Here is a 26,316-nt window from a genome sequence, read left to right as displayed (position 1 = left end):
AATCGAGCAATCAGGCGCAGGTCACAACGTTCTCACCGACGAGCGACCCGACGCACCTCCATGTGGCGCGCGGGCGCGGTCGCCGCGGTCGCCTCCTTCGCATTGGTAGGAGGTATGGGCGTTCCCGTCGCCTCCGCCGCCGACACCGGAACGAAGGGTGAGATCACGATCGGCGGGACGTCGCTGAGCGACCTGGGAATCGACATCAGCACCCTCGACCTCTCCGGTCTCGACCTCAGCAGCGGCGACATCGGGGCGGCGCTCGCGGGCCTCGACCTCAGCGATGTGGATCCGCAGAAGCTCCTCGCGCTGCTGGACAATCCGGCGGTCGCGTCCCTCGTCGAGTCGTGCCGTACCGGCGCCCTCGCCGGCGGCGGCTCCGCGGGCGGCGGCGCGAACGTCGACTGCGGAAGTGCCACCGGCACCGGCATGGCGGCTGTCCTGCCGGGCCGGATCGATCTCGGCGCCCTCGCCGATCAGATCTCCGTCGATCTCGGTCCGAGTATGAACCTCCTCATCGCCAAGGTGCCGATGGGCGATCAGACCGTGTTCGGCATCCTCAGCGTCCTCGCGGTGAAGCCGACGGGCCTCATCGCGACGGGCCTCAAGATCCTCAATCTCGGGGAGGTCGACCCGACCGCGATGGGCGAGTACACCACCCTGGAGCAGGTCGCGGCCGCGGCCGCGCTCCCGGTGAAGCCGGTGTCCGAACGGTTCTGCCCGGGCGGCACGTTCCTCGGATTGTGCACCGGCGGCTGGCAGCAGCGCACCGTCGACGCGAACCTGGCGACCCGGACCGAGGCCCTCAAGATCGCCGGCCTCCTCAACTCCCGCACCTACGACTACAGCGTGCCCACCGTCCTCGATCCGCGTGTCCCGCTGTCGGGCTTCTCGACCATCGCGGGCAAGGGCCTGGCCTTCGCCCTCGCCATGAACGGCGGGACGGCGCGCGCCGAGGCGCCGAACGCGCTCGGCCTCGCCCTCGCCGGCGCAGACGGCGCAGACGCCGTCTCGAAGGCGTACGCGAACCTCGGCCTGGCCATGGCTCTCAACATGAACACGAGCAAGGTGGGGCTCGACTGGTTCGGCGCGCCGCTCGACTTCGACCGGATCAAGTCGATGAAGATCCTGGACCTCGCCGCCAAACTCAACATGCTCCCGCCCGGGATGGACCTGACCACGATCATGGACTCGGTCGAGGGCATCACCCTGCCCGATCTCAAGGAGGTCAGCTGCCTCGGCGTCGGTACGTCGGCCTCCGCGTCGGGACTGGGAGAGTGCGGGAACTACCTGGGACTCTTCGACTACTACAAGGACCTGCGCGCCCCCGTCGACGGGCAGAGCCGTCAGACCCAGTGGGGCCTCACCGATCCCACGTCGCTGTTCCTCGGCCAGGGCAACGCGCTCCGCCAGGTACTCACACCAGGCGTGATGGAGTTGCTCACCGCCGTAGCGGGCGGCGACCTCAGCAAGGCGCCCCTCTCCGAGGTGACCGCCCTGCTGGCGAACCCGTTCGTCAAGGACGCCGTGGCGGCCCTCCTCTCCGAGGAGAAGCGCATCAAGGTCACGAAGGACTTCGTGCGCTTCACCCAGGACGTGCGGACGACCGCGGACGGCACCAGCACCCGATACCTCCTGACGAGCGACTACGGCCTGCGCTCGCCGCTCACCCTGGATTGGCTGGGCTACCGCCTCACCCTGTTCCCGGCGGTCGAGGTGAACGGGACCGTGCGCCCGAACTACCTGGGCCTGCCGACGCTCACCCGGGTCACCGACGGTACCGGTGCAGGCCTGTTCCCGCGGATCGGACTGGTGGAGCTGGACAACCCGTTCGGCCTGGGCACGGTGCCGATCACGCCGTTCGACCCGATCGGCGGACTGTCGTCGTGGGCGAAGAGCGTCACCGTCGTCGACGACGTGAAACTCATCGCCGACGCGCTCCCCAAGGTCGCCGCCGCCCTGCCCGAGGCGGCACCGACGCCCTCGGCGCCGGTCCCGACGGTCGGCGAGTCGGCGGATGCGGCAAGCGAACCCGTGATCGCGACATCGGAACCGGTGGTCCGGGCGTCGTCCCCCGCCCCGTCGGCCGCCGCCCTGCCGGCGACCCCGACCGCCGTGGCGGAGGCGCCCGCCACCGGCGCGCCGTCGATCACGGAGTCGTCGCCCACGGCGTCCCCGTCCGAGCCGCAGGCGGACTCCTCGGCCACGCCGCCGGCCGAATCCCCGGCTGCGCCGGAGGATTCCTCGGCCGCGCCCTCGTCCGCAGAGGCGGCCGATGCGGCGGAGACCGCGTCGCCGGCGGGCGGCTCGGCGTCCTCGGACACCGCGGATCGCGGCACCACCGGGGCGGCCGACACGGACGCCACGACGACGGACGCCGCCGCCTGATCCGCCGCGGAACCACCTGATGCGGCGTGCCGCCGGGCGCTAGGCTCGGCGGCATGCCGCATCCGATCATGTTCTCCGACGACGATCCGGTACTCGCCCGCGTGCGGGAGATCGCCCTGGCCTTCCCCGAATCCGTGGAGAAGGTCGCGCACGGCCGGCCGACGTTCCGCTGCGGCAAGATGTTCGCGATGTACGGCGGCGGGACCAAGAAGACGGCGACGAGGCCCCACCTTCAACGCGACACCAGCGTCCTGTTCATCGCCGATCCCGCCGAACGCGCGGCACTCGAGCAGGACGAACGGATCTACCTCCCCGCGTACATGGCCTCGGCCGGCTGGCTCGGGCTGGACCTCACCGTGGGCCCCGTCGACTGGGACGAGGTGACCGAACTGATCGACGCGAGCTACCGCCGGATCGCGCCGAAACGCGCCGTCGCCCTACTGGACGCGGGCGCCGGCCCGGCTACTGCCGGCGGAGCGTGATCGACGGGAGCTTCAGCTCGTCGCCCTGCAGGGTGGCGGTCTCGGTGGACCCGCCCCGGTCGCGCAGCAGGACCGTGTCGCCGTCCACCGTGTAGGTGCCGCCGTACGCGTTCTTCTGGCCGCGGAGGTCCTCCTCCCACGTGCCGTCCGCCGCGAGACGGACCACCCAGTCGCCGTTGCTGTAGGTGCCCGGGACGGTCGCCGGAATCGCCGCGGGCGCCGATGCCCCGGGGCTCACCGACGCGCCTGCGGGCACGGACGACGTGCCGGTTGCGGCCGTCGTCGGGGCCTCGGACGCCGAATCCGATCCGCCCGAGCAGCCGGCCAACACGACGCCGGCGACGATCAAACCGGCCACAACCCCTGTACGCCTCATGCGGGCAGCCTACTCGGGCGGATCGTGCAACACGGACGAAACGCGCACGGCGAGCTCCAGGGCGGAGCGCACCCGCTCCGGCGCGGCGCCGGCGAGGCCGCACGTCGGAGTCACCGTCGCGCGGGCGAGATCGCGCCGGGGCAGCCCGATCTCGTCGTACAGGCGCAGCGCGGGTGCGGCGGCCTCCTCGGCCGCGACGGGCCGGTCGCCGGGCACGGGCGGAACCACACCGAGCCCCACGACGGTCGCGGACTCGGCCAGCGCGCCGAAGCCGTCGTAGTCGGCGGAGGACAGCCGCGTGACGTCGACCAGGGCACCGTCGACGGGCACCCGGCGGACGACGTCCCACTCCACCGGGCCGCACAGGTGCAGCAGCACCGGTGCGTCCACGGCTTCGCACACCCGCGCCAGGAGTTCCGCGGCCTCGGGCGCGGGGACTGCGCGGATCGGGTCCAGGCGGGTGAGCGCTGGGACCCCGCCGCGGACCACGGCGGACATCGACGGCTCGTCCAGCTGCAGGACCACGTCCGCGCCGCACCGCGCGCGCAGGTCCGCCACGTGCCGGGAGAGCCCCTCGGCGAGCGAATCGGCGATATCGCGCATGGCGCCGCGATCACGCGGAACCCGGTGCCCGTTGGGCAGTTCCAGGCCCGCTGCGAGCGTCAGCGGGCCGGCGGCCTGGGTCTTGACCAGGCCGCTCCCCCTGCGCCCGGCCACCTCGTACGCCTCCTCGAGGGCGTCGAGGTCGCGCCGCAGGTGATCGACGACGAGTTGCGCGGTCCGCCCGGCGGGAACGCCGATCCGGTACCCGGTGGTGCTGGTGTCCAGGCCCATGTCCACCAGCAGCCCGGCGGACCGGCCGATCATGTCCGCCCCGAGACCCCGGGCGGGGAGCTCGGGCAGGTACGGCACGGCGAGCTCACCCACGACGGTGGCCGCCGCCTCCCGGGGGTCCGTGCCGGGATGCGAGCCGATTCCCGTCGCGGAACCGATCAGGGGCGCGAGGAGATCGGTCATCGTCAGGCGTCCACCGCGGCGTGTTCGGTGGAGCGGATGGTGCCCGAGCCCAGGACCAGGTCCCCTCGGGTGTCGTCGGGCGCGTACAGCACCGCGGCCTGGCCCGGGGCGACCCCGCGCAGCGGCGTGTGCAGGTCGATGACCAGTCGGTCTCCCTCGGCGCGTGCGGTCACCGGGGCCAGCCCACCGTGCGCCCGGACCTGCACCGTCGCCTCGACCGGACCGCTGGGTGCCGAACCGGAGGTCCAGACGGCACCGTCGGCCACGATCCGCGTGACGTCGAGCTGCTCGCCCCGGCCCACCCGGACCTCGCCCGAACCGGCGTCGATGCCGGTGACGTAGCGCGGCGCCCCGTCGGCCGCGGGGCCCGGCAGGCCGAGCCCCTTGCGCTGGCCGATCGTGAAACCGTGCACACCCTCGTGCTCGCCGATGCGCTCGCCCGTCGCGGCGTCCACCACCGCGCCGGGGCGGACGCCGATCCGGGCGCCCAGGAAGGCCTGGGTGTCGCCGGACGGGATGAAGCAGATGTCGTGGCTGTCCGGCTTGTCCGCGACGGCGAGGCCACGGCGAGCGGCCTCCTCGCGGATGGCGGGCTTGGGGGTGTCGCCCACGGGGAACAGGGCGCGGTCCAGCTGCTGCGCGGTGAGGACGGCCAGCACGTAGGACTGGTCCTTGTCCACGTCGACGGCGCGGCGCAGCTCGCCGCTCTCGAGGCGCGCGTAGTGGCCGGTGGCCACGGCGTCGAACCCGAGCGCGTAGGCGCGCTCCGCGAGGGCGGAGAACTTGATCTTCTCGTTGCAGCGCAGGCACGGGTTCGGGGTCTCGCCCGCGGCGTAGGCGGCCACGAAGTCGTCGATCACGTCCTCGCGGAAGCGCTCCGCGAAATCCCAGACGTAGAACGGGATCCCGAGCACATCGGCGGCGCGCCGGGCGTCGCCCGCGTCCTCCTTAGAGCAGCAGCCGCGCGAGCCGGTGCGCAGGGTGCCCGGAGCCTCGGACAGGGCGAGGTGCACGCCGACCACGTCGTGTCCGGCCTCGACGGCGCGCGCCGCCGCCACGGCCGAATCGACGCCTCCGCTCATCGCCGCCAGGACGCGCATCAGCGGGCCCCCGTCGAGGCCAGGCCGGCGGCCCGGGCGCGCTCGACCACCTGCCCGAGCGCCGCGAGCACGCGATCCACGTCGGCGTCGGTCGATTCCGGGCCGAAGGAGAACCGCAGCGAGCCGCGGGCGGCGTCGGGCGCGGCCCGCATGGCCTCGAGCACGTGGCTCGCGCGCGCGACGCCCGCGCTGCAGGCCGAGCCGGTCGCGCATTCGATGCCGCGGGCGTCGAGGAGCATCAGGAGGGAGTCACCCTCGCAGTCCGTGAAGGAGACGTGGGCGATGGCGGGCAGCGCGGGCACGTCGTGACCCGCTCCGCCGTTGATCACGGAGCCCTCGATTCCGCGCACGCCCTCGATCAGGCGGTCGCGCAGTGCGGCGTGCCGGGCCGCCTCCTCGTCGAGCCGGCCGACGGCCACCTCGAGAGCGGCGGCCATGCCCGCGGCGCCCGCGACGTTGGGCGTCCCGGAACGGAGGTCCCGCTCGTGGCCGCCGCCGTGGGCCAACGGCACGCACGCCACGTTCCTGCCGATGAGCAGCGCGCCGACGCCCTGCGGGCCGCCGAACTTGTGGGCGGCGATCGTCAGCGCGGCCAGGCCGCTGCCGTCGAAGTCGACCGGCACGTGTCCCGCGGCCTGGGTGGCGTCGGAGTGCATCGGGACACCGGCGCGGGCGCATTCGGCCGCGAGCTCGGCGATCGGCTGCATCGTGCCGACCTCGTTGTTGGCCCACATCACCGACACCAGGGCGACGGTGCCCGCGGCCTCCTCCAGCGCGGACCGCAGATCGGCCGGGTCCACCCGGCCGACGCCGTCGACGGGGAGCAGAACGACGGTGGCCCCCTCGTGCTCGCCGAGCCATTCGGCGGCGTCCAGCACGGCGTGGTGCTCGACCGCGGAGGCGATCACGGTGGTCGCCGCGGGGTTCTCGGCCCGGCGGGCCCAGAACACGCCCTTGATCGCGAGGTTCACCGATTCGGTGCCGCCGCCGGTGAAGACCACCTCGGACGGGCGGGCGCCGAGGTCCCGGCCGATGGATTCGCGGGACTCCTCGAGCACGCGGCGAGCGCGGCGGCCCGAACCGTGCAGCGAGGCGGCGTTGCCCGGACGGGCGGCGGCCTGCGCCATCGCGGCCAGCGCCGCGGGCACCATGGGGGTGTCCGCGGCGTGGTCGAGGTACACGGGGTCATCGCGGTCGGAAGTCATCGCGTTCCCCAGAATACGCCGGGCCCTCCCGGCGGTCCGAACCGTCGGGCCTTCCGGCCCGTACGCGGCTCAGGCGGCCCGCGCCGGCGCGCGCCGCCGTACCGGTCCGCGGTCGACCACGACATCGGGGAGCGAGGAGTCCGCGAACACCGCGGCCTCCGCCCGCGCGGCCAGCGCGCGCCGGCCCGCGGGCGCCCAGGCGGCGGCGTCGATGACCTCGGTGGCGTGTACGCGGACCGCGACGCCGCGGGCCCCGATCACCCTGGCCAGGGTGTCGATCTCGCTGTCCTCCCCCACGTAGGCGGCGACGGCGCTCTGCCGCGCTCCGCGCACCGGGCGCGGCAGCCGCATCGTGTAGCGCAGCGAGACCGGCACCACGTCGACGCCGGCGTCGATGGCGGCCTGGAAGAACGCGGGCCGGAAGTCGCCGCGGTGGAAGCCGCAGTAGGTGGTGCCCTCCGGGAAGACCGCGACGGTGCTTCCCCGGCCCAGCAGCCGGCCCACGTGCTCGACGGTCGCGGGGAGCTCACGGAGCCGCTCGCGGCGCAGCGGGATGGCGCCGAAGGCGCGCATGAGGACGGCCACGCCGCGGGCGTCGAAGATGTCGGCCTTCGCGACGAACGCCGCGGGCGCGATCGACGCGATGGCCACGATGTCCAGCAGCGACTGGTGATTCGCGACCACCAGGGCCCGGAGCGGCACGTTGCCGACGGGCTCCACCCGCATGCCCAGCGACCACAGCATGCCGCGGGCGCCGCAGCGGATCGCCATCCGCCGGGCGCGGGCGCCCAGGACGTACGTCAGCACCAGGGCGAGGAGGCCGAGCAGCAGCACGGTGAGGAACGCCGCCCACCGGGTCGCCCGCAGCCACGCGCCTGCGTGCAGCGGCTCCTGCGCGGAACACGCGGCGCCGCAGTGTGATTGCTGCTGCCAGGGGTGACGCCGCAGCGTGCCGACGGGGATCATGGTCAGCTCTGCCCCGCGGCCGCCTGCTGCAGCCTGTCGAGGTACCGCTCGTTGAACCGGGTGCGGTCGATGATCATCGGGAAATCGGCGACGTCGAAGTCGGGATCGAAACTCGGCGCACCCATGATCTCGGCGTTCATCCGCAGGTACCCGGTCACCAGGGGCGGGAACGTGCGGCGCGAGGCCGCCGGGGCGTCGATCGCCTCGACGGGGTTGTGCGGACGGACGATCCACTCCGCACGGTGCTTGGCGTCGACCAGTTCGCGGACCGCGCGGACGGTGGCCCCGCGGCCGTGGCCCTCGTACTGCATGGGGACGCTGACGGCGCCGATCGCGTAGCGGATCCCGCGCAGGTCGCTGTAGGCGAGCAGCCCCGCCCACATCAGGCAGAGGACGCCGCCCGTCCGGTGATCGGCGTGGACGCACGCCCGGCCCATCTCGAGGGTCTGCGGCCGGATCGGGTCGAGCGCGCCGAGCTCGAACTCGGTGGCCAGGTACAGGCCGCCGGCCGCGATGGCGCCGGGCGGCGGGAGGATCCGGTAGCAGCCGACCACGGCCTCGGAGGGCTTGTGCCGGATCACCAGGTGGTCGCAGAACTCGTCGAACCGGTCCGCGTCCCGCCCGTCGGTGACCCCCGCCATCGACGATTCGAACCCCGGCTCGCTGCCGAACACGGCGTACCGCAGGCGCTGTACGGTCTCGATGTCCTCGGGCCGGGTGGTGAGCACCACCTCGTACTCGGCACCAGGGATCAAGGTCTCGGAGGCGGGGTGACGGCCGGTCAGCAGGGTTCCCGGTGTACTCATGGCGCTCACGGTCCGCCCACCAGGCGTCCGACCGGTGAACCCCGCCTGAGCGCGTCGGTGAATCCTGTGAGAACGCGGGTGAATAGCGTGGGAACGAACGTGGTCGCCCGTCCCGCGCTTCCTACAACTCGGGGCGCGGCACGTTCGGCGGCATCGACGCCACGTACTCCGCGGCGTCGCGGAACCGCAGCGACTCGATGCCTCCCCCGCCCTGCGGCACGTCGGGCTGGATCGGCTCGATCACACGCTCGGCGGCGAGCAGACCGGCGACGGTGCCCTCCTCGGCGATGGCGCGCAACTGGGCCCACGTGGGCGGAAGGAGGAAGTGCTCGCCCGAAGTCCACCCGTCGAGGGCCCGGCGGGCGGTGGTCCAGCCGGCCTCCTCCACCTCGCTGGTCCGATCGTCGGCGTCCTGCCCCACCGGGAGGGCCGCGAGGAAGAAGCGGGTGTCGTAGCGACGCCTCTCGTTGACGGGGGTGATCCAGTGGGCCAGCGGGCGCAGCAGGTCGGCGCGGAGCACCAGCCCCTCGGCACCGAGGAATTCGGCGAGGCCGAACTCGCGGGCCTCGAGCCGCGCCCGGGCGGGGGACAGGGCCGCGACATCCGGTGCGGCACCGTCGGGGGTGGTCGCGAGGAGGACGCCGCACTCCTCGAAGGTCTCGCGGACGGCGGCGCAGACCAGCTGACGCGCGTCGCGGTCCGAGGTGCCGAACCTGTTCGCCCACCACGCGGGTTCCGGTCCGGCCCAGGCGATGTCGGCATCGCCGTCGCGGGGGTCCACGCCGCCGCCCGGGAACACCGTCATCCCTCCCGCGAACGCCATCTGCTGGACCCGGCGCTGGAGGAACACCTCGACCCCGTCGGCGCCGTCCCGGACCAGGACGACGGTGGCCGCATCCTTGGGCTGGACGGGGACCGCGGGAGATTCGGTGTTCGAAGCCATTGCGTCACCGTAGCCGACGGCCCCGGCCCGATCACACGTCTTCGAGGCCGAGCGCGCGGTCCACGTCGCGGGCCCACGCGGCGGTGTCGCGCTCGAGGGCTTCGGCATCGGCCGCGCGGGTGGCCCGCGCCGCTGCTCGGGCCACCCGGCGATAGGCGACGTCGTACCCGCCGCCGTAGAGGTCGTCCGCCGGTGCCGCCGGGCCCGCGAGCGCCGGATCGAGTCCGGCGACGGCGGCACTGCGCTCGACGGCGCGGCGGTACAGATCGCCCACCGTCGCGCCGTCCGCGCGAGCCGGGAGTGCGAGGTCCCCCTCCGTCACCTCGGAGAACGATGCGGCGAGCCGGGCGATCGCCCGCTCGAGGGCCGACGGTTCCATGGGGTCTCCTCCGAGGGGTGGACGGCTATTCCGTCTACCACTGTAGATCATATTCATCTACCGCGGTAGATGAATATGGATCACGCCCCGCCGTCACCCGCCCGACTGACGGGCACGAAGGTCCGGAGCGTGCGCACCGCGTCGATCAGTCGCTCGACGGTCGCCCCCTCCGGGTCCGTCAGCCGCAGGCGCAGCAGTTCCCGGCCGGAGGCGTGCACGGCGCGGGCGATGTACTCGGGATCCGCGAGACCCGGGTACTCCTCGACGAGATTGGCCTCCATCACCTTCTGCACGGCCTCCTGCCGCTCCGCGAGGCGCTCGTACAGGAGCGGGGGCGCGCCCTCGGCGGGGAGGAGGAACAGCCGCCACGTCGCGGGATGCCCGTCGACCGCCCTCACCGCGGCTTCGAACGCCGAGAGGAACGGATCGTCGCGCACACCGTCGCTGAGGCCCGCGAACGCGTCGAGGTACTGATGCACGGCCAGCGCCGACTCCCTGTCGATCAGCGTGACGAAGAGCCCGGCCATGTCTCCGAACTGCTGGTAGAGCACCGTCCGGGTGACGCCGGCAGCCTCGGCGACACGCCTCGGCGTGGCGGCGTGGAACCCCTCGGCGTCCACGATGGCGTGCGCGACGTCGAGGATCTGCTCGCGCCGCTCGTCGCCGGTCATCCGCGTCCTGCCCATGGTCTTGACAGAATAACTTACAACCTGTCAGTCTCGAACTTACACAGTGCAAGCCGAGGGAGACCCGATGGTCCTGCATTACCCGGAACTCGCGGAGCGCGTGCGCGGCCAGGCGGCGCTGCAGCCGGCCGTGTACGGCGGCGTGGACTTCGACGCCGTCCCCTACCGGCTCACCGCCGATGCCGGAGTGGAGTCCAGCCTGCCGGGCTGGGTGGCGCGGCGCGAGCCGATCCTGGCGGACGAGCGCACCGTCGAACTCATCAGCACCGCAACGCTGCTCGGCGATGTGGTGGCCGATCCGTACGCCGCGCTCGAACCCCGCTACGGCACCCGGACGCTCGTGGCGATGCTGCGAACCGCATGCCGCGAGGGCGTCGACGCGGTGCCGGACGCCCCCGTCGAACTGCGCGCGTTCCTCGAATCGATGGAGGCCGCGCCGGACTGGCTGGACGCGGACCTGGTCGAGGAAGGCGCGCGCCGGCTCCGCGTGGGCGCCGCCTTCGTCTCACCGTTCATCACCCGCGGCGCGTTCCTCGCCACGTTCCTCAACACGTACGCCGCCCTGCCGATGGCGCTGACGGGCGCGCTGACCGGCACCCGGGCCGCGCATCGCATCAACGAGACGGCGAACTTCTTCGCCGTGACCACGCTTCCGCACGCCCTCGCCCGCCACGGCGAGGGGTTCGAGGCGGCCGCGATGGTGCGCCTCATGCACTCGATGGTGCGGTTCCACGCCCTCACCCGGCCCGGGGCGTGGAACCGGGACGTCTACGGCATCCCCATCCCCCAGGTCGACCAGATGCCGGCCGGCCTGATCAACATGTACGTCATCGCCCGGACCGCGCGAATGAAGAAGCGCGGCTTCACCGACGGCGAGCGCGCGATGCTCGAGTTCTGCCGATACCGGTGCTTCCTCCTGGGCCTGCCCGAGGAACTGCTGCCCACCACCGTGGACGAGATCATCACCGTGTTCCACGCGCGAGCAGCGCTGCTGCGCGCAGGTTTCGACCAGGCGACCTGCGGCGCCCTGGTGCGGTCCTCGATGCAGGCGTACCTGCGCCGGGACCGGTCCGCGCGGGGGCGCATCGCGGAACGCGTCGAACGGGCGTGGAGCACGACGTTCTTCGTCCGCCTGTTCTGCAACGGGGACCGCGGAGCCGCCGCGGCGATGGGGGTCGAGTACTCGGTCGCGGACCGCATCATCACGCTTCTCACCATGCCCTTCGTGAGCGGCCGTTTCGCCCTCGTCGTGCGCGGGTCACGGTTCCCCGCTCTGCGGCCGTGGCTGGACCGGTACACGACTCGGGTGGTCCGGATGCGCCTGCGCACGTACGGCCATCCGGAATTCGTCTCCGACGGCGCCACCTACGCCACCCGATAGGATCCGGGGCATGACCGGTACCGCCGGCCCGGACGAACCGGATCTCGCCGAGCTGATCAGCCGCCTCCTGCCGCGCCTCGGCGAGCTCGAGGCGCCGTTGCTCGCGGCCGCGGGATTGAGCATGTGGGAGTACGCGATCATGGCGACCCTGGCGCGGGAGGCAGCGATGTCCCAGGTGGAACTCTCCCGCCGGACTGGCCGCGACACCACGCGGCTGGGAAGGCATCTGAGCGATCTGGCGGGCCGGGGCCTCGTCGAGCGCGCCGCCTCCGCCGACGCCCGACAGCGGACCGTCGCGCTCACGGCCCTCGGGCGCGAGACCCAGGCCGCCGCCAAACGGAGGATCCGCGAAGCGGAGGACGCACTTCTGGCCGCGCACCTCTCCCGCGCGGACGCCGACGCGCTGCGCCGCATCCTCGGGGAACTCACCGGATCTCAGGGCTGATCCCCGGGTGGTTCCGGATGTGTGACCGGCGCGCCGCGGACCACCATCGTTCCCATGTTGATGCCAGCACTCTCAGTCACCCTCATCGGGGTCGTCGTCGCGCTCGCGGCCGGCGCCCTCCGTCACCTCCACCCCGCGCGGACCGCCCTACCCGCGCTGTTCGGCGCGTGGGCGGGCTTCGCGGCCGGCGCGGTCGTCGGCGTGATCACCGACGTGATCAGCGGCTCGGGCTCCTGGCTCGCCGTGATCGGCCACCTCGCTGCGGTCGCGGGTGCCGTTCTCGCGGTGCGCGCGTGGGCGCTGGGCCCGGCCCGCGACAGGGGCGCCGCCACCGACGGTGGGTCGGCCCGATGACCGCCGCACGGCCGGTCCGCGGGATCGCCACGGCGGCGGTGTGCTGCGGACTGCTCGCGGTCGCGGCGTGCGGAACCGCCGGGGACGGACCGCGGGCGCCGCAGTCCGCGCCGAGCGCACCGCAGCGGCCCGACGGCGCGGTGCGCGCCCTGGTCGACCGGTTCACCGCCGCGTGGAACGCCGGCGACGGCAGGGCGTTCGGCGACACCTACGCGCCCGACGCCGTGCACGTGACCTTCCAGGGGGCCGCGCTGAACGGCCGTGAGGAGATCACCCGCACCCACGCCGAACTGTTCGGAACCTTTCTCCGCGGGAGCCGGATCGACCTGAACCTGACGAGCATCCGGTTCCTCGACGAGACCGTCGCGGTCGTGTACGGCACGGGCGGGATCCTCGAGTCCGGCGACACCGCGATCACACCGGATCGCCTGTCCGCGAACACGATGGTCGCCTCGGAACACGACGGTCGGTGGCTCCTCGACGCCGTTCAGGTCACTCGCATCGAGCCGTCGGGCCCGCCCCGTTGACCACACCGGACGAGACCATCCGATGACATACCCGGGTCGTGCCTCGGCCCGCCTCGTGGCGTTCCGATTCCTCCAAGCCACGGGGCGCGGCGCTGGGTAGCGTCGGACACGCCGGAACAGCGGAGGAGACATCATGACCGAGCACGCCGTCGTCGTCGCGGACACCACGGGCACTATCACCCACTGGAACGCCGGGGCGGAGGACCTCTTCGGCTACCACGCTCGCGACGCGGTCGGCAGCAGCCTGGACCTCGTGGTGCCCGAGCACCTGCGCGACGCCCACTGGCGCGGGTTCCACCGCGCGATGGCGCACCCGCAGGTCAAGGACCTCGCAGCCGACCTACCCGTCGCCTGCGCCGACGGCACCGTCCGCACATTCGCCGGAAGGCTCCTCGTGCTCAGCGACGGGTGCGGCACCGCTCTGGGCGCCATGGCGATCTACCACCGTGGAACCACGGGGGTCCGCCCGTTCGGCTGAGGCCGGGCGGGCGGATCTACCCCGCCCGCCCCTCGCGGACCGCCCGCTCGATGCGGTCGCCGATATCGGCGTCGATGTTGCGCCAGTAGTCGAATGCGCGCTCCAGAACCGGCTCGGTGACGCCGTCGAGGAGGTGCCCGGACACGGTGGACACCAGCCGGTCCCGCTGCGCGTCGTCCATGACCTCGCGCACCAGGGTGCCGGGCTGCGTCCAGTCGTCGTCCTCGACGTGCGCGACGTAGGCGGCTCGGACGATCTCGCCGTCGGCGGCCCACTGCGGCTCCGGCTGCCCCGGGTAGTCCGCGGACGGGCCGCCCTTCGAGTTCGGCGCGTAGACCGGGTCCCGCACCGGGTCGATCCGCATCGCCCCGTCCTTGGAGTAGCTGCGCACCTCGTTGCGCGGCCGGTTCACCGGGATCTGCTTGTAGTTGGCGCCGAGCCGGGCGCGGTGCGCGTCGGCGTAGGCGAACACGCGCCCCAGGAGCATCCGGTCCGGGCTGAACCCGATGCCGGGAACCACGTTGCTGGGCTCGAACGCCGCCTGCTCGATCTGCGAGTGATTGTCGGTGGGGTTGGTGTGCAACGTCATCCGGCCCACCTCGCGCAGCGGGTAATCGGCGTGCGGCCACACCTTGGTGAGGTCGAACGGGTTGAACCGGTAGTCCTCCGCGTCCGCGAACGGCATCAGCTGCACCTTGAGGGTCCAGCTGGGGTGCTCGCCCCGTGCGATCGCATCGAACAGGTCGCGGGTGTGGAAGTCGCCGTCGGCGCCGGCGAGCCGGTCGGCCTCGTCCTGGGTCAGGGTCTCGACGCCCTGGTCGGAGATGAAATGGTACTTCACCCAGTGCTTGACGCCATCGGCGTTGACCCACAGGTACGTGTGCGAGCTGTACCCGTTCATGTGGCGCCAGGTGCGCGGGATGCCGCGGTCGCCCATGAGCCAGGTGACCTGGTGCGCCGACTCCGGCGACAGCGTCCAGAAATCCCACTGCATATCGTGATCGCGAAGGTTGTTGTCCGCGCGGCGTTTCTGCGAGCGGATGAAGTGCTGGAACTTCATCGGGTCCTTGATGAAGAACACCGGGGTGTTGTTGCCCACCATGTCGTACACCCCCTCGGAGGTGTAGAACTTCAGCGCGAATCCGCGGGGGTCGCGCCAGGTGTCGGGGCTGCCGCGCTCCCCCGCCACCGTCGAGAAACGCGCCATCATCTCGGTTTTCGCCCCCGGGGCGAACACGGCCGCACAGGTGACGTCGGAGACGTCGGCGGTGGTCTCGAAGGTCCCGAACGCGCCGCTGCCCTTGGCGTGCGGCTGTCGCTCGGGGATGCGCTCGCGGTTGAACTGGGCCATCTGCTCGATCAGGTAGTGATCGTGCAACACGATGGGCCCGGCGTCGCCGACCGTCAGCGAATGCTCGTCGCTGCCCGCCGGGGCGCCCGAATCGGATGTGGTGAAGTTCGCTTTCTCGGACAAGGCCGATCACCTCCGCGTATGTGACTGTCTTCCAGGGCTGTTCACGCCCGACGGGCTGAACGACGGGCGGAAACGCGGTCCGATTCCCACCATAGCGAACAAGAACGAGCCCCGCCCGGAACGGATCCGGACGGGGCTCGAAAGGTGAAGCGGGATCAGCCCTTGTGCGCCTTGATGGCCTCGGTGAGCTGCGGGGCGACGTCGAACAGGTCGCCCACGATGCCGTAGTCGGCGATCTCGAAGATCGGGGCCTCTTCGTCCTTGTTGACGGCCACGATGGTCTTCGAGGTCTGCATGCCGGCGCGGTGCTGGATCGCACCGGAGATGCCGAGCGCGATGTACAGCTGCGGCGACACGGTCTTGCCGGTCTGGCCCACCTGGAACTGGCCCGGGTAGTAGCCCGAGTCGACCGCGGCACGCGAGGCGCCGACGGCGGCACCGAGCGAGTCGGCGAGCTCCTCAACGACCGAGAACTTCTCGGCCGAGCCCACGCCGCGGCCACCGGAGACGACGATCGACGCCTCGGTGAGCTCCGGCCGGCTACCGCCGGTGATCGGGTGCTTCGCGGTGATCTTGACGGCGTTCTCGGCCTGGGCCGGGACCTCGACGTCGGAGACCTCGCCGGCGCCGGCCTGGCCGTCGGCCTCGACGGCACCCGGGCGCACCGAGTACACCGGGACCTCGCCGCCGGCCTGGGCGTCGACGGTGAAGGCGCCACCGAAGATCGAGTGCACGCCGGCGCCGGCGGGCTTGACCTCGATCACGTCGGCGAGCAGGCCCGAGCCGAGGCGCGCGGCGAGGCGGCCCGACACCTCCTTGCCCTCGAACGTGGCGGCGGTGAGCACGGCGGCGGGGGCGTTGGCCTCGGCCAGCGCGGCCAGCACGTCCACCTTGGGGGTGATGAGGTAGTTGTCGGCGTCGGCGGACTCCGCGCGGTAGATCTTCGCGGCGCCGGCGTCCTTGAGCTGATCGGCGATCGCGTCGGTGGTGCCCGGGGCGCCCACGACGACGGCGGCGGGCTCACCCAGCGCCTTGGCGGCGGTCAGCAGCTCGGCCGTGACCTTCTTGATCTTGCCCTCAGCCTGCTCGACGAGAACGAGTACGTCTGCCATGGTCGGAAATTCTCCTTTTGCTCGAGGGGGTCTTAGACGATCTTCTGGCCGATGAGGAACTGCGCCACCTTGGTGCCGCCGTCGCCCTCGTCGGTGACCTTCTCGCCCGCGGCCTTCGGCGGCTTCGGGGTCACACCCGAGACCTGGCTGCCGGCGTTCGCGCCACCCACCTCGTCGTTCTCCACGCCGATCTCGGCGAGGCTGAGCACGTTCACTTCCTTCTTCTTCGCGGCCATGATGCCCTTGAAGGAGGGGAAGCGGGGCTCGTTGATCTTCTCGTTGACGGACACGATCGCGGGCAGCGAGGCCTCGACCTCGAACACGCCCTCGTCGGTCTCGCGCTCACCCTTGAGGCTCTCGCCCTCGACGGTGAGCGAACGCAGGTGCGTCAGCTGGGGCAGGCCCAGGTACTCGGCCAGGATGGCCGGCACGGCGCCGACACGACCGTCGGTGGCCTCGTTGCCGGCGATGACCAGCTCAACGCCCTCGATGGTGCCCAGCGCGCGAGCGAGGATCCAGGCGGTCTGAATGGCATCGGAGCCGTGGGCCGCGTCATCCTGCACGTGAACGGCCTTGTCGGCACCCATGGAGAGCGCCTTGCGGATCGCGTCGGTCGCGCTCGCGGGGCCGAGCGACAGCACGGTCACCTCACCACCGTTGGCCTCCTTGATCTGGAGGGCCTGCTCGACGGCACGCTCGTTGATCTCGTCGAGGACGGCGTCGGCCGACTCGCGATCGAGGGTGTAATCACCGTCCGTGAGCTTGCGCTCGGAGTAGGTGTCAGGGACCTGCTTGATCAGTACGACTACGTTCGTCATTGGTCTTCGTCGACCTCCTGGATCTGGGTTGTCGGTGGAACACATTCTGACACTGCCGTGACGCCGGTGCCGATGCGCCCCTGCGCAGGGTATGCGTAGGAACTTAGCACCGCCTCATGACGTTGTTAACATGAGAGTAAGTTACTGGACGGTAACTGTCCATGTGGCCTAGCCCACCCGACGAGGAAGGCTACGCTCGACAGAATGTGTGACGCGCTGCCCCTGACCGGCGAGCGGACCGTTCCCGGCATCCCCGAGGAGAACTACTGGTTCCGCCGCCACGAGATCGCGTACCTGGCGATCGTCGACCGGTACGCGGGCCGGGCCGTCTTCGAGGCCGGTAGCGGCGAGGGCTACGGAGCCGCCATGCTCGCCGCGGGCGGCGCCGCCGTCACCGCCCTCGACTACGACGAGTCGGCGGTCGCCCACGTGCGCGCCGCCTACCCGGCCGTGACCATGCTGCACGGCAATCTGGCCGAGCTCCCGCTCGAGGACGCGTCGATGGACGCCGTCGTGAACTTCCAGGTCATCGAGCACCTCTGGGACCAGCCGCAGTTCCTCCGGGAGGTGGCGCGCGTCCTGCGCCCCGGCGGTGAGCTCGCGATCTCCACCCCGAACCGGATCACGTTCTCCCCCGGCCGGGACACCCCGCTCAACCCCTTCCACACCCGAGAACTGAACTCGGACGAGCTGACCGAACTGCTCGAGGACGCCGGGTTCGCGGTCACCGAGAAGCTGGGCGTCTTCCACGGCGCCCGGCTCGCGGAGTTGGACCGCACGCACGGCGGCAGCTTCATCGACGCGCAGATCGAGCGCTCCCTCGCGGGCGAACCCTGGCCCGAGGCCCTCTCCCGGGACGTGGCGGCCGTCGCGGCAACCGATTTCGATCTCCGCGCCGACGCCCCGGACAGCCTCGACCTCTTCTTCTACGCCCGGAAGCCGGACGCGTGAGCACACCGTCGAACCGCGAACCCGGGATGATCGCCTTCGTCCTGCACTCGCACCTCCCCTGGCTCGCCCACCACGGCGCCTGGCCCGTGGGCGAGGAGTGGCTGTACCAGTCCTGGGCCGCGTCCTACCTGCGAGTGGCCGAGATGCTGGACCGCCTGGCAGCGGAGGGCCGCACCGATCAGCTCACGCTGGGCGTCACCCCGGTTCTGGCGGCGCAGCTCGACGATCCCTACTGCCTCGACGCCATGCACCACTGGCTCGGCAACTGGCAGCTGCGCGCGCACGAAGCGGCGCTGTCCGGCCGACCGGCGTCCGCCGAGCTGGGTGCCCGCGAGCACCGGAACGCGGCGCACGCCCTCGACCTCTTCGAGACCCGCTGGCGGCACGGCGGCACGCCCATCCTGCGCCGGCTCGCGGACGCCGGCACCGTCGAGCTCCTGGGCGGGCCGCTCGCGCACCCGTTCCAGCCGCTGCTGCACCCCAGGCTCCGGGAGCTGTCCCTGCGCGAAGGGCTGGCCTACGGCACCGCCCGGCTGGGATCGCCTGCGCGGACCGGCATCTGGGCCCCCGAGTGCGCGTACCGGCCGGGGATGGAACAGGGCTACCAGGCGGCGGGCGTCACGCACTTCATGGTCGACGGGCCCACCCTGGGCGGCGATACCGCGCTCGCCCGGCCGGTCGGGGATTCGACGGTGCTGGCCTACGGCCGCGATCTCCCGGTGAGCTACCGCGTGTGGTCCCCGAAGTCCGGATACCCGGGCCACGCCGCCTACCGCGACTTCTACGCCCACGATCACTCGACCGGCCTCAAGCCCAGCCGAGTGACCGGGAAGAACGTCGCCGAACAGGACAAGGCCCCGTACGACCCCGCGCGCGCCGACGCCGCGATCGACAAGCACGTCGCCGATTTCGTGGACACCGTGGTGCGCCGCATCCGCTCCGAGAGCGACCGGATCGGGCGGGACGCACTGGTGGTGGCGGCCTTCGACACCGAGCTGTTCGGCCACTGGTGGTACGAGGGCCCGATCTGGCTCGAGAGGGTGCTGCGCGCCCTGCCCGAGGCGGGCGTCGACGTGGGCACCCTGCGCTCGGCGACGGCGGCCGGCTACGTGGGCGAACCGCGGGCCATCGACGCGAGCTCCTGGGGCTCCGGCAAGGACTGGCGGGTCTGGGAGGGCCCACAGGTCCGCGAGTTCGTCGAGCTCAACGAGGAGATCACCGCCACCGTGCTGCGCGTGCTCGACAAGCGGCAGCAGGAGGTGCGCACCCGCGACGTCGTCGCCGATCAGGTGCTCACCGAAGCGCTGCTGTGCCTGCAGTCCGACTGGCCCTTCATGGTGTCCAAGGACACCGCGGCCGAGTACGCCCGCGACCGCGCCTACAAGCACGCTCACGCCCTGCGTGAGATCGCCGAGGCCGCCGAGCGCGGCGACGAGAACCGGGCCGTCGCACTGGCTTGCGCGTGGCGGCAGGCGGACGATCCGTTCCCCGGCCTCGACGCCCGCCGGCTGCCCGCCCCGCTGGGAGGTTTCTAGATGCGCGTCCTGCTCGTCTCCTGGGAGTACCCGCCGGTGGTCGTCGGCGGCCTCGGGCGCCACGTCCACCACCTCGCGCTGCAGCTGCGGGACCTGGGCCACGACGTGGTCGTGTTGTCCCGTCAGCCGACGGGGACCGACCCCCGCAGCAACCCCACGACGGACCAGCGGATCGACGACGTCCGCGTGATCATGGCGGCGGAGGATCCGCTCGCGCTCGACTTCGGCACCGACATGATGCCGTGGGTGCTGTCGATGGGGCACGCGATGCTCCGCGCGGGACTGCGCCTGGCGGGGTTCAACCCGACCGCGGGCGAGGACGCACTGCACGGCGCCGGGAACGTCGGCCGCCCCTGGGTTCCCGACGTCGTGCACGCGCACGACTGGCTCGCCGCGCACGCCGCGGTGGGCCTCGCGGAGGCCTTCGACGCGCCGCTCGTCGCCACCGTCCACGCGACGGAGGCCGGGCGGCACAGCGGGTGGGTCTCCGGCCCGGTGAACCGGCAGGTGCATTCCACCGAGTGGTGGCTGGCCAACGAGGCCGATGCCGTGATCACGTGCTCGCGCTCGATGTCCGACGAGGTGAACCGCCTGTTCGGGCCCGGGCTCGCGCAGTTGCACGTGATCGCCAACGGCATCGACGCCACCCAGTGGCCGTACCGCGACCGCGCGCGGACCTCCTCGGGCGCAGGCGGTTTCGCCGCGCGGCACGGTGCCCCACCCCGGCTGCTCTACGTGGGCAGGCTGGAGTACGAGAAGGGCGTGCAGGACCTCATCGCGGCGCTCGCCAGGGTGCGGCGCACCCATCCCGGGACCACGCTCACGGTGGCGGGCGACGGGACGCAGGCCTCGTGGCTACGGGAGGTGGCGCGCGAGCACCGCGTGCTGCGGGCCGTCGAATTCACGGGCGCCCTCGACCACGAAGAGCTGGTGGCGCAGTTGCATTCGGCCGACGCCCTGGTGATCCCGAGCCGCTATGAGCCGTTCGGCATCGTGGCCCTGGAGGGCGGGGCGACCGGCATCCCCGTCGTCGCGACGACGGCGGGCGGCCTCGCGGACTTCATCCGAACGGGCGACACCGGGGCCTCGGTGCCGCCCGCCGACGTCCCCGCGCTCACCGCCGCGATCCGCGGGGTCCTCGACGACCCGGAGACCGCGCACTCCGGCGCGCGGGCCGCCCGCGCCGAGGTCGAGGAGCTCACCTGGGAGGCCGTGGCGAACGAGACCGTGCAGGTGTACCTCGCCGCGAAGCGCCGGCCGCGCAACCCGCTCGGCCGCCGCGTGATCGACGAGCGCCCGCTCCCCGAGCGGGACCCGACGAACCCGCTCTGACCGCCCTGACCAGCGGCATGTGCGCGATCGCGAACGCTGTGGCACGGTCGGTTTCATGCTGATCCGCAAGGAGGCACCGCAGGACGCCGCGGCCGTCGAGGACGTGCACCGCAGCGCCTTCGCCCCGATGACGCCGCCGGGCCGCACCGACCCCGTCGAAGTGGAGCTCGTGCAGGCGCTGCGGGACAGCGGGGCGTGGATCGAGGACCTCTCGTTCGTCGCCGAGCGCGACGACGAGGTGGTCGGGCACGTGTGCCTGACCCGCGGCACCGTCGGGAACCTCCCCGCGCTGGCTCTGGGCCCGCTCGGCGTGCGGGCGGACGCGCAGGGCCTGCGCATCGGGTCCGCGCTCATGCACGCCGCGATCGGCGCCGCCGAGGCGCGCAGGGAGGGCGTGGTCGTCCTGCTCGGGCACGTCGGCTACTACCCGCACTTCGGGTTCGTCCCCGCCGCCTCGCTGGGCATCACACCCGATGTGGCGGAGTGGGCCGGCCCGTCGTTCATGGCCCGGCCGCTGGACGCGTACACGCCGGAGCTGCGGGGCGAATTCCGTTACCCCGCACCCTTCTACGAGCTGTAGCCCCGCTACGAGTTCCCCGGAAGCCCGCGGGCCTCGGCCTTCTTCCGCTCGATGTCAGCGAGGGCGCGCTCCAACTCGGCCCGCTCGGCGACGTTCGCCTCCCAGGCCTCCTTGCGGTTCTTGACCACCTTCGCGGGCGAGCCGACGGCGATCGAGTAGGGCGGGATCTCGCCGCGGACCACCGCGTGGGCGCCGAGGACGCTCCCGTGGCCGATGAGGGTATTGCGGGTGACGGTGACCTTGGTCCCCACCCAGGTGTCGCCGCCGATGCGTACCGGGCCCTTGACGATCCCCTGGTCCTTGATCGGGATGTGGATGTCGTCCATCTTGTGGTCGAAGTCGCAGATGTAGCACCAGTCGGCCACCAGCGACGCGGGCCCGAACTCGATGTCCAGGTAGCAGTTCACCACGTTGTCCCGGCCGAACACCGACTTGTCGCCGATCCGCAGCGAGCCCTCGTGGCAGCGGATCTTGTTCGAATCGCCGATGTGCACCCAGCGGCCGATCTCCATCCGGCCGAGGCCCGGTGTCGCATGGATCTCGACGTTCTTACCGAGGAACACCATGCCCTTGAGCACGACGTGCGGGTTCGCGATCCGGAACTTGGCGAGACGCGCGTACCGCACCAGGTACCAGGGGGTGTACGCCTTGTTCTTCAGCACCCAGCGCAGCGATGCGAGGGTCAGGAAACGCGCCTGGGTATCGGCCGCCCGCGCGTGACGCCACCGCGACCGGTACGGGGCGTTCCACATGCTCGTCATAAGAGGTAACCCTATCCGGGCGGTGCGCCCCGGCGGTCCCGTACCGCCCCCCGCGATAGTCTGTGGAGCGATCCCGGGCCACTCGGGCGGGTTCGTCATGGACGGATGAGGAGAGACATGCGGTTGGGTAGGCGCGCCCTCATGCTGGGCGCGACGGTGTTGACCGCGGCCGCCGTGGCCTCCTGCTCCGCCGACAACACCTGGGTGCACGCCGAGGACACGGCGGCGTGGCCCGGCATGTACGGCGATTCCCGCAATGCCTCGTACACGGACGCCGACGCCGCGCAGACGCTGGTGCCGGCGTGGAACCGGGGCCTGCACGGCGCCAACACGGTGCAGCCCGCGATCTCCAACCGCGGCATCGTGTCGGTGACGGCGCGCACCGAGACCGGCTGTTCGACGTTCAACCTCGAACTCACCGTGGGCCGCAAGACCTACTGCCGCCGGGACGCGCCGGGCGCCGACCTGCAGGCGCCGCTGGTCGACCAGTTCGACTACACCTACCTCGGCATCCCCGGCTGGATGTACAGCTTCAACCCCGACAACCAGGTGCGCTGGCGCTACCCCACAGCGGGCGCCCCGCTCTGGCTCAAGCTGGTGGGCGACAACAGCGTCCTCGGTATCACCCACCTCGGGCAGATGGTGATCGTCGACTCGCACGACGGGGTCGCCAACGGCGCCTCGATCGGCCTGCTCCCGAAGGTCTCCGCGGACGCCAACGCCGCCGGCCTCGACGACTGCCGGACCGCCGCCGCGGCGACCGCGATCAGCGGGCCGGACCTCGGCGGCCCCGGGTGCCCCGTCGCCGGCCCGCCCGCCGTCGATGTGACGAACCAGCGCGCGTTCGTCGTCGTCGGAGGCGGAGCGAGCGCGCCGGGCCGGCCGGGCGCCGGACCCGCCAAGGTGATGGCCGTCGACTACAGCAAGACCGGCGGCAGCAAGCACGACCTCCGGTACGCGTGGGAGCGCACGGACATCGCCGACGGGGTGATCGGCTCGCCCGCGCTCTCGGCCGACGGCTCCACGGTCTACGTCAACCTGCGCTCGAAGAAGCTCGCCGCACTGGACGCGAAGACCGGCGCCACCAAGTGGACCCACGACCTCGGGTACGCCACCACCGTGCCGCCGTCGGTGTCGCCCGACGGGGTGATCATCCCGGCGGCGCCGGGCCTGCAGCGGAACTCCTTCCTGGCGCTCCAGGACCAGGGCGACAGCGCCCGCGAGGTGTTCAAGCGCACCGACGTGGCCATGGTCTCCCCCGCCACCCAGATCAAGGGCGGCGTCGGCTACGCCGTGGTGCGCTCCTGGGCGGGCGTCGAGACCCAGCTCCTCGAGTTCCGCACCGACACGGGGACCACCCTCCGCACCTTCCCGCTGCCGGACACGGTGAAGTCCACCTCGGGCGTCTCCGTCGGCCCGGACGGCGAACTGGTGACGGTGGGCCAGGACGGTGACGTGTTCGCGTTCACCTCCGGCCGCCGCACCGGCGACAGCGTCGCCAAGAATTAGCGCGGGACGTGTCCCGCTGAGCCCCTCCCGTTCGTCTTCCGAGTGAGAGAAGATCCGACCCAGGAGGAACGATGAAGTACGCACTGCTCATCCACCCGAAGCCCGGAAGCCACCAGGCGCTCAGCCCCGAGGAGTACGGGCCGGTCAACGCCGCGTACCTCGCGTTGCGCGACGACCCGCGCTGCCTGGGCGGAGCGCATCTGCAGGACGGCGACACGGCGACGACGGTGCGGCATGCGCCGGGCGGTTCGCTGGTCACCGACGGGCCGTTCGCCGATACGCGGGAGGTGCTCGGCGGCTACTACGTGATCGAGGCCGAAGATCTGGACGACGCCCTCGAGTTCACCCACCGGATCCCGGCCATCCGCCTGGGCGGAGCGGTGGAGATCCGGCCGCTCGTCGACGTCGAAGCCGAGGACTCGTTCTGATCGAGGACGTCTTCCGGCGCGACTGGGGCCGCGTGCTGGCGACCCTGATCGGCTCCCTCGGTGATTTCGACCTCGCCGAGGAAGCCGCTCAGGAGGCCTTCGCGCTCGCCGCCGAGAAATGGCCCCGCGACGGGATTCCTCGCGAGCCCGTCGCCTGGCTGGTGACCACCGCCCGTCATCGGGCGATCGACCGGCTTCGCCGCGAGCGGATGCGCGCGGACAAGTACCGGGTGCTGAGCGCCACGCAGGAGGCCGCGCAGATGGACGGTATCGACCTCGACGACGGCGCGATCCCGGACGAGCGGCTCGAGCTGATCTTCACCTGTTGCCACCCCGCCCTCGCCACGGAAGCACAGGTCGCATTGACGCTCCGCAGCCTCGGTGGCCTCACCACCGCGGAGATCGCCCGGAGCTTCCTCGTCTCGGAGGAGACCATGAAGCGGCGGATCACGCGGGCCAAGAAGAAGATCCGCGTCGCGGCGATCCCGTTCGCGGTGCCGCCGGGCCCCGCGCTGCCGGAACGCCTGTCGGCGGTGCTCGCCGTGCTCTACCTGATCTTCACCGAGGGTTACACCGAACGGCACGAGCTCGCCGACGAGGCGATCCGCCTCGCGACGCTCCTCGTCGAGTTGATGCCCGACGAGGCCGAAGCGCGCGGGCTGCTGGCCCTGCTGCTGCTGACCGATTCCCGCCGTCACGCCCGGATCGCGGGTGGTGAGCTGGTCCCGCTCAAGGAGCAGGACCGGCGGCTGCACGATCACGCGAAGATCGACCGTGGCCGGGCCGAACTCGATCGCGCAGTGGCCCTCCGCGGCCCCGCCGGCCCGTACACGTTGCAGGCGGCGATCGCGTCGCTGCAGGCCGAGGAAACCGTCGATCACGTGCAGGTCGCCCGCCTGTACGGCGCGCTCGAAGAGATCACGGACTCGCCGGTCGTCACCCTCAACCGCGCGGTCGCCATCGCGGAGGGCGGCGGCGTCGACGACGCGCTCGCACTCGTCGATTCGCTCGGTCTCGACGACTACCGGTACTGGCACTCGACCCGCGCGGAGCTGCTGCGGCGGCTGGGCCGCGCGGACGAGGCGCGCGCCGCGTACACCCTCGCCGTCCGACTCGCCGCGACCGAACCGGAACGGCGCCTGCTCGCCCGGCGCCTCGCGGATCTCGGCTGAGCGCGGCGACGTTACGTCCATGTGACCTGCGGTGTTTCGCACGGATATCCGAGACCTCACCCCGCTCCCCCGGCTTCGTGTGCGTTCCCGGCCCCCTCCAGGATGGTGCGATCATCTCGCCCTCACCAAGGAGATCGAACACGATGCCCATCACCGATCGCCGGATCACACTGCGTTTCCTCGCCGCCCCGACCGACGTCGCCACCCTCGGCGGCGGCGTCCGCGGCGGCCGCATCCTGGAGTGGATCGACAAGGCCGCCTACGCGTGCGCCGCGGCATGGTCCGGCGGCTACTCCGTGACCGCGTACGTCGGGAACATCGGCTTCGGCCGGGACATCGCCTCGGGCGACGTCGTGGAGGTCCGCGCCACCCTCGTCTACACGGGGCGCACCAGCATGCACATCCGGTGCGAGGTCGCCTCCGCGGACCCGCGCGTCGGCACCTTCACCGTCGCGAGCACCTGCCTGCTGGTGTTCGTCGCGGTGGACGAACACGGCCGGCCCACCCCGGTGCGGCAATGGCAGCCCGTTCTCGCCGACGACGTGCGCGCGGCCGAGGAGGCCGAGGCCCGCACGGAGGTCCGGCGCCGGATCGAGGCCGCGATGGCCGACGTCGATTACGCGGCCCCCACCGAGGCCGAGAGGCGGGTCACGCGGTTCCTCGCGGCACCCACGGACATCAACTGGGGCGGCAAGGCCCACGGCGGCCGGGTCATGGGATGGATGGACGACGCCGCCTACCTCTGCGCGGCCGCGTGGAGCGGCGGCGAGGCCGTGACCGTGTACGTGGGCGGCGTGCGGTTCTACCGGCCCGTACAGATCGGCCAGGTGATCGAGGTGTCCGCGCGGCTGCTGCACACGGGCAGGCAGACGATGCACGTCTCGGTGCACCTGGCCACCTGCTGGCCGCACGAGGGCACGCCGCAGCCGGCGGCGCATTCGCTGCACGTGCTGGCGGCGATCGACGGCGCGGGCGACGCGACCGCCGTGCGCCCGTGGTCGCCGAGGCTCGAGGGCGACGTGGCGCTGGACCTGCACGCCCGGCAGCTGATCGCGATCCGCGGGCGGCGCGACCCGTCGGCGGCGACCCGGATGGTGGCGATCTGACGGGT

At 72.1% G+C, this 26,316-nt stretch carries 28 protein-coding genes; 15 read left to right on the top strand and 13 right to left on the bottom strand.

What is annotated here, in order from left to right:
- The first annotated feature begins 114 nt into the window (after positions 1-114).
- Positions 115-2,388: a hypothetical protein gene (locus BN39_RS18515; protein ID WP_020693899.1), complete on the top strand. Its 2,274-nt coding sequence runs from the start codon at positions 115-117 to the stop codon at positions 2,386-2,388.
- 53 nt (positions 2,389-2,441) lie between these two features.
- On the top strand, positions 2,442-2,870 hold the full coding sequence (locus BN39_RS18510) for an MmcQ/YjbR family DNA-binding protein (RefSeq protein WP_019203940.1): 429 nt from the start codon (positions 2,442-2,444) through the stop codon (positions 2,868-2,870).
- Here BN39_RS18510 and BN39_RS18505 read toward each other — a convergent pair.
- The 9 genes from BN39_RS18505 to BN39_RS18465 all read right to left on the bottom strand — a co-directional run bounded on the left by BN39_RS18505 (position 2,851) and on the right by BN39_RS18465 (position 10,348).
- The gene (locus BN39_RS18505; RefSeq protein WP_148281531.1) at positions 2,851-3,246 is read right to left on the bottom strand and encodes an Atu4866 domain-containing protein; all 396 of its coding nucleotides are present in this window, start codon (positions 3,244-3,246) and stop codon (positions 2,851-2,853) included. The genes BN39_RS18510 and BN39_RS18505 overlap by 20 nt on opposite strands.
- A 9-nt stretch (positions 3,247-3,255) precedes the next feature.
- Positions 3,256-4,263, bottom strand: a complete 1,008-nt coding sequence (locus BN39_RS18500) for a hypothetical protein (protein WP_019203938.1) — start codon at positions 4,261-4,263, stop codon at positions 3,256-3,258.
- Between the two features lie 2 nt (positions 4,264-4,265).
- On the bottom strand, positions 4,266-5,363 hold the full coding sequence (mnmA, locus tag BN39_RS18495) for a tRNA 2-thiouridine(34) synthase MnmA (RefSeq protein ID WP_019203937.1): 1,098 nt from the start codon (positions 5,361-5,363) through the stop codon (positions 4,266-4,268).
- Positions 5,363-6,568, bottom strand: coding sequence for a cysteine desulfurase family protein (locus BN39_RS18490; protein WP_019203936.1), 1,206 nt, complete (start codon positions 6,566-6,568; stop codon positions 5,363-5,365). The genes mnmA and BN39_RS18490 overlap by 1 nt, the downstream gene beginning before the upstream one ends.
- Positions 6,569-6,637: 69 nt before the next feature.
- A complete protein-coding gene (locus BN39_RS18485; protein ID WP_019203935.1) occupies positions 6,638-7,534 on the bottom strand; it encodes a 1-acyl-sn-glycerol-3-phosphate acyltransferase in 897 nt (298 codons plus the stop codon).
- A gap of 2 nt (positions 7,535-7,536) precedes the next feature.
- Positions 7,537-8,340: a GNAT family N-acetyltransferase gene (locus BN39_RS18480; protein WP_019203934.1), complete on the bottom strand. Its 804-nt coding sequence runs from the start codon at positions 8,338-8,340 to the stop codon at positions 7,537-7,539.
- A gap of 121 nt (positions 8,341-8,461) precedes the next feature.
- On the bottom strand, positions 8,462-9,283 hold the full coding sequence (locus BN39_RS18475; protein ID WP_019203933.1) for an NUDIX domain-containing protein: 822 nt from the start codon (positions 9,281-9,283) through the stop codon (positions 8,462-8,464).
- A gap of 31 nt (positions 9,284-9,314) precedes the next feature.
- Positions 9,315-9,662: a hypothetical protein gene (locus tag BN39_RS18470; protein WP_019203932.1), complete on the bottom strand. Its 348-nt coding sequence runs from the start codon at positions 9,660-9,662 to the stop codon at positions 9,315-9,317.
- A gap of 80 nt (positions 9,663-9,742) precedes the next feature.
- Entirely contained in the window at positions 9,743-10,348 is a 606-nt protein-coding gene (locus BN39_RS18465) for a TetR/AcrR family transcriptional regulator (protein WP_237741732.1), read from the bottom strand.
- A 67-nt stretch (positions 10,349-10,415) separates the two neighbouring features.
- Between BN39_RS18465 and BN39_RS18460 the strand changes: the two genes are divergently transcribed.
- The 5 genes from BN39_RS18460 (at position 10,416) to BN39_RS22420 (ending at position 13,533) form a co-directional block, all read left to right on the top strand.
- Positions 10,416-11,729 (top strand): oxygenase MpaB family protein, encoded by a 1,314-nt coding sequence (locus BN39_RS18460; protein WP_019203930.1) that lies wholly within the window; start codon positions 10,416-10,418, stop codon positions 11,727-11,729.
- Positions 11,730-11,739: 10 nt separating this feature from the next.
- Positions 11,740-12,174 (top strand): MarR family winged helix-turn-helix transcriptional regulator, encoded by a 435-nt coding sequence (locus BN39_RS18455; RefSeq protein ID WP_019203929.1) that lies wholly within the window; start codon positions 11,740-11,742, stop codon positions 12,172-12,174.
- A 60-nt stretch (positions 12,175-12,234) separates the two neighbouring features.
- Entirely contained in the window at positions 12,235-12,528 is a 294-nt protein-coding gene (locus BN39_RS23585; protein WP_159103263.1) for a hypothetical protein, read from the top strand.
- Positions 12,525-13,055, top strand: coding sequence for an SgcJ/EcaC family oxidoreductase (locus BN39_RS23580; protein WP_019203927.1), 531 nt, complete (start codon positions 12,525-12,527; stop codon positions 13,053-13,055). The genes BN39_RS23585 and BN39_RS23580 overlap by 4 nt, the downstream gene beginning before the upstream one ends.
- A gap of 133 nt (positions 13,056-13,188) precedes the next feature.
- On the top strand, positions 13,189-13,533 hold the full coding sequence (locus BN39_RS22420; RefSeq protein WP_019203926.1) for a PAS domain-containing protein: 345 nt from the start codon (positions 13,189-13,191) through the stop codon (positions 13,531-13,533).
- 16 nt (positions 13,534-13,549) lie between these two features.
- On the opposite strand, the gene BN39_RS18435 is transcribed toward BN39_RS22420, so the two are convergent.
- From BN39_RS18435 to BN39_RS18425, 3 genes are all read right to left on the bottom strand, one after another.
- Positions 13,550-15,007: a catalase gene (locus BN39_RS18435; protein WP_019203925.1), complete on the bottom strand. Its 1,458-nt coding sequence runs from the start codon at positions 15,005-15,007 to the stop codon at positions 13,550-13,552.
- Between the two features lie 155 nt (positions 15,008-15,162).
- On the bottom strand, positions 15,163-16,119 hold the full coding sequence (locus BN39_RS18430; protein ID WP_019203924.1) for an electron transfer flavoprotein subunit alpha/FixB family protein: 957 nt from the start codon (positions 16,117-16,119) through the stop codon (positions 15,163-15,165).
- A gap of 32 nt (positions 16,120-16,151) precedes the next feature.
- Complete coding sequence (locus BN39_RS18425; RefSeq protein ID WP_019203923.1) at positions 16,152-16,937, bottom strand: electron transfer flavoprotein subunit beta/FixA family protein; 786 nt, start codon at positions 16,935-16,937, stop codon at positions 16,152-16,154.
- Between the two features lie 204 nt (positions 16,938-17,141).
- Here BN39_RS18425 and BN39_RS18420 point away from each other — a divergent pair, with 204 nt between their 5' ends.
- From BN39_RS18420 to BN39_RS18405, 4 genes are read left to right on the top strand one after another with little or no spacing between them, the layout of a single operon-like run.
- Positions 17,142-17,888, top strand: coding sequence for a bifunctional 2-polyprenyl-6-hydroxyphenol methylase/3-demethylubiquinol 3-O-methyltransferase UbiG (locus BN39_RS18420; protein WP_019203922.1), 747 nt, complete (start codon positions 17,142-17,144; stop codon positions 17,886-17,888).
- Between the two features lie 26 nt (positions 17,889-17,914).
- The gene (locus BN39_RS18415; RefSeq protein WP_019203921.1) at positions 17,915-19,423 is read left to right on the top strand and encodes a glycoside hydrolase family 57 protein; all 1,509 of its coding nucleotides are present in this window, start codon (positions 17,915-17,917) and stop codon (positions 19,421-19,423) included.
- Complete coding sequence (locus BN39_RS18410) at positions 19,424-20,755, top strand: glycosyltransferase family 4 protein (protein WP_019203920.1); 1,332 nt, start codon at positions 19,424-19,426, stop codon at positions 20,753-20,755.
- 55 nt (positions 20,756-20,810) lie between these two features.
- Complete coding sequence (locus BN39_RS18405) at positions 20,811-21,335, top strand: GNAT family N-acetyltransferase (protein ID WP_040768838.1); 525 nt, start codon at positions 20,811-20,813, stop codon at positions 21,333-21,335.
- A gap of 5 nt (positions 21,336-21,340) precedes the next feature.
- Here the strand turns inward: BN39_RS18405 and BN39_RS18400 are convergent, their stop codons facing one another.
- Positions 21,341-22,096, bottom strand: coding sequence for an acyltransferase (locus BN39_RS18400; protein ID WP_019203918.1), 756 nt, complete (start codon positions 22,094-22,096; stop codon positions 21,341-21,343).
- A 117-nt stretch (positions 22,097-22,213) separates the two neighbouring features.
- On the opposite strand from BN39_RS18400, the gene BN39_RS18395 reads away from it, so the two are divergent.
- The 4 genes from BN39_RS18395 to BN39_RS18380 all read left to right on the top strand — a co-directional run bounded on the left by BN39_RS18395 (position 22,214) and on the right by BN39_RS18380 (position 26,311).
- Positions 22,214-23,605 carry a PQQ-binding-like beta-propeller repeat protein gene (locus BN39_RS18395; protein ID WP_148281530.1) on the top strand — a complete coding sequence of 464 codons (1,392 nt, stop codon included), beginning with the start codon at positions 22,214-22,216 and terminating at the stop codon, positions 23,603-23,605.
- Positions 23,606-23,676: 71 nt separating this feature from the next.
- Positions 23,677-24,033, top strand: coding sequence for a YciI family protein (locus tag BN39_RS18390; RefSeq protein ID WP_019203916.1), 357 nt, complete (start codon positions 23,677-23,679; stop codon positions 24,031-24,033).
- Between the two features lie 32 nt (positions 24,034-24,065).
- Entirely contained in the window at positions 24,066-25,205 is a 1,140-nt protein-coding gene (locus BN39_RS18385; protein WP_019203915.1) for an RNA polymerase sigma factor, read from the top strand.
- A 143-nt stretch (positions 25,206-25,348) separates the two neighbouring features.
- Positions 25,349-26,311, top strand: coding sequence for an acyl-CoA thioesterase (locus BN39_RS18380; RefSeq protein WP_019203914.1), 963 nt, complete (start codon positions 25,349-25,351; stop codon positions 26,309-26,311).
- Positions 26,312-26,316 lie beyond the last annotated feature (5 nt).

Origin of the sequence: Tsukamurella sp. 1534 (genome assembly GCF_000312385.1) — a bacterium.
Classification (GTDB): Bacteria; Actinomycetota; Actinomycetes; order Mycobacteriales; family Mycobacteriaceae; genus Tsukamurella.
Note: the sequence above shows the minus strand (reverse complement) of the source record. Positions and strands in the feature narration are given on the sequence as shown.

Coding starts and splice junctions, on each gene's coding strand:
- BN39_RS18465 (WP_237741732.1), bottom strand. CDS start 10,348: ATGGGCAGGACGCGGATGACCGGCGACGAGCGGCGCGAGCAGATCCTC.
- BN39_RS18410 (WP_019203920.1), top strand. CDS start 19,424: ATGCGCGTCCTGCTCGTCTCCTGGGAGTACCCGCCGGTGGTCGTCGGC.
- BN39_RS18390 (WP_019203916.1), top strand. CDS start 23,677: ATGAAGTACGCACTGCTCATCCACCCGAAGCCCGGAAGCCACCAGGCG.
- BN39_RS18490 (WP_019203936.1), bottom strand. CDS start 6,568: ATGACTTCCGACCGCGATGACCCCGTGTACCTCGACCACGCCGCGGAC.
- BN39_RS18460 (WP_019203930.1), top strand. CDS start 10,416: ATGGTCCTGCATTACCCGGAACTCGCGGAGCGCGTGCGCGGCCAGGCG.
- BN39_RS18470 (WP_019203932.1), bottom strand. CDS start 9,662: ATGGAACCGTCGGCCCTCGAGCGGGCGATCGCCCGGCTCGCCGCATCG.
- BN39_RS22420 (WP_019203926.1), top strand. CDS start 13,189: ATGACCGAGCACGCCGTCGTCGTCGCGGACACCACGGGCACTATCACC.
- BN39_RS18430 (WP_019203924.1), bottom strand. CDS start 16,119: ATGGCAGACGTACTCGTTCTCGTCGAGCAGGCTGAGGGCAAGATCAAG.
- BN39_RS18415 (WP_019203921.1), top strand. CDS start 17,915: ATGATCGCCTTCGTCCTGCACTCGCACCTCCCCTGGCTCGCCCACCAC.
- BN39_RS18485 (WP_019203935.1), bottom strand. CDS start 7,534: ATGATCCCCGTCGGCACGCTGCGGCGTCACCCCTGGCAGCAGCAATCA.
- BN39_RS18405 (WP_040768838.1), top strand. CDS start 20,811: ATGCTGATCCGCAAGGAGGCACCGCAGGACGCCGCGGCCGTCGAGGAC.
- BN39_RS18505 (WP_148281531.1), bottom strand. CDS start 3,246: ATGAGGCGTACAGGGGTTGTGGCCGGTTTGATCGTCGCCGGCGTCGTG.
- BN39_RS18425 (WP_019203923.1), bottom strand. CDS start 16,937: ATGACGAACGTAGTCGTACTGATCAAGCAGGTCCCTGACACCTACTCC.
- BN39_RS18400 (WP_019203918.1), bottom strand. CDS start 22,096: ATGACGAGCATGTGGAACGCCCCGTACCGGTCGCGGTGGCGTCACGCG.
- BN39_RS23585 (WP_159103263.1), top strand. CDS start 12,235: ATGCCAGCACTCTCAGTCACCCTCATCGGGGTCGTCGTCGCGCTCGCG.
- BN39_RS18480 (WP_019203934.1), bottom strand. CDS start 8,340: ATGAGTACACCGGGAACCCTGCTGACCGGCCGTCACCCCGCCTCCGAG.
- BN39_RS18500 (WP_019203938.1), bottom strand. CDS start 4,263: ATGACCGATCTCCTCGCGCCCCTGATCGGTTCCGCGACGGGAATCGGC.
- BN39_RS18455 (WP_019203929.1), top strand. CDS start 11,740: ATGACCGGTACCGCCGGCCCGGACGAACCGGATCTCGCCGAGCTGATC.
- BN39_RS18475 (WP_019203933.1), bottom strand. CDS start 9,283: ATGGCTTCGAACACCGAATCTCCCGCGGTCCCCGTCCAGCCCAAGGAT.
- BN39_RS18395 (WP_148281530.1), top strand. CDS start 22,214: ATGCGGTTGGGTAGGCGCGCCCTCATGCTGGGCGCGACGGTGTTGACC.
- BN39_RS18515 (WP_020693899.1), top strand. CDS start 115: ATGGGCGTTCCCGTCGCCTCCGCCGCCGACACCGGAACGAAGGGTGAG.
- mnmA (WP_019203937.1), bottom strand. CDS start 5,363: ATGCGCGTCCTGGCGGCGATGAGCGGAGGCGTCGATTCGGCCGTGGCG.
- BN39_RS18380 (WP_019203914.1), top strand. CDS start 25,349: ATGCCCATCACCGATCGCCGGATCACACTGCGTTTCCTCGCCGCCCCG.
- BN39_RS18420 (WP_019203922.1), top strand. CDS start 17,142: ATGTGTGACGCGCTGCCCCTGACCGGCGAGCGGACCGTTCCCGGCATC.
- BN39_RS23580 (WP_019203927.1), top strand. CDS start 12,525: ATGACCGCCGCACGGCCGGTCCGCGGGATCGCCACGGCGGCGGTGTGC.
- BN39_RS18510 (WP_019203940.1), top strand. CDS start 2,442: ATGCCGCATCCGATCATGTTCTCCGACGACGATCCGGTACTCGCCCGC.